The organism is Arthrobacter sp. 2YAF22_2 (assembly GCF_052114645.1).
In the GTDB taxonomy this organism is placed as follows: Bacteria; Actinomycetota; Actinomycetes; order Actinomycetales; family Micrococcaceae; genus Arthrobacter.
Window position 1 is genome coordinate 1 of record NZ_JBFRFD010000740.1, and the last position, 1,240, is coordinate 1,240.

1 protein-coding gene is annotated in these 1,240 nt (G+C 69.6%); it reads right to left on the reverse strand.

What is annotated here, in order from left to right:
• Positions 1–1,240: MFS transporter (locus tag AB4Y86_RS19175; RefSeq protein ID WP_441403709.1), on the reverse strand; the 1,240-nt coding region annotated here is incomplete at both ends.

The following is a 1,240-nucleotide window of genomic DNA, read 5'->3' on the forward strand; positions in this document are numbered from 1 at the left end:
CTTCTGTCCGGTGTCCTTGCGGATGGTCGCGCTGATGACGGCGGCAATGGTGCACATGGCCGCTGCGGCAAACCACGCGTAGGTGTACTGGCCGGTGGCGTCCCGGACAGCGCCGGCTGCCAGCGCCGCCGCGGCGGCGCCGAGCTGGTGTGCGGCGAAGACCCAGCCAAAGACAACGCTGCCGTCTGCACCAAACACCTGGCGGCAGATCGCGGCGGTTGGCGGGACGGTGGCCACCCAGTCCAGGCCGTAGATGACCACGAACACGAGCATGCTGGGCTGGACTTCGGCGCTGAGCAGCAGCGGCAGGACGAGCAGCCCGATGCCCCGGAACTGGTAGTAGACCGCGAGCAGGATCCGCGGGTTGAACCGGTCCGTCAGCCAGCCGGAGGCGATGGTGCCGAGGATGTCGAAGATTCCGACGACGGCGAGCAGGCCGGCGGCGGTGGTTTCGGGCATGCCGTGGTCGTGCGCGGAGGGGATGAAGTGGGTACCGATCAAACCGTTGGTGGTGGCCCCGCAGATCGCGAAGCCCGCTACGAGCGCCCAGAAGGTCCGCACCTTGCTGGCCCGCTTGAGCACCTGGATCGCCCGGACGGCGGCGTTCCGGCGGGGTTCGGTTGATGCGGCCGGCAGCGCCTGCGCTTCGGTGGCCGCCACAGCCGGCTCGGCCGTGTCCATCGGCTCGGCGGCGTCGGCACCGTATGGCAGTGCGCCGACGTCGGCCGGTGAGTTCTTCAAAAACTTGAGCACCAGCGGCACCACGGCGAACGCGCCGGCGGCGATCAGCAGCGAAGCCTGCCGCCAGCCCGGGTTCTGGGCGAGGGCGGCGATGAAGGGCAGGAATACCAGTTGGCCGGCTGCGCTGCCCGCGGTGAGGATGCCGACCACGAGTCCGCGGCTCTTGGCGAACCACGTGTTAGCGATCGTGGCGGCGAAGACCAGCGCCATGGAGCCGGTGCCGAGCCCGATCAGCAGCCCCCATGTCAGCAGAATCTGCCAGGACTGGCTCACCAGCACGGTCAGCGCGCTGCCGGCCCCGATAAGCACCAGCGCCACGGAGGTCACGGCGCGGATCCCGAAACGCTCCATCAGGGCCGCGGCAAACGGGGCGGTCAGGCCGAAGAGCACCAGATTGATGCTGACGGCAGCCGAGAGGACCGTGGTGGACCAGCCAAACTCGTTCTGCAGCGGCACCATCAGCACGCCGGGGGCCGCCCGGAATCCGGCGGCCCCGACC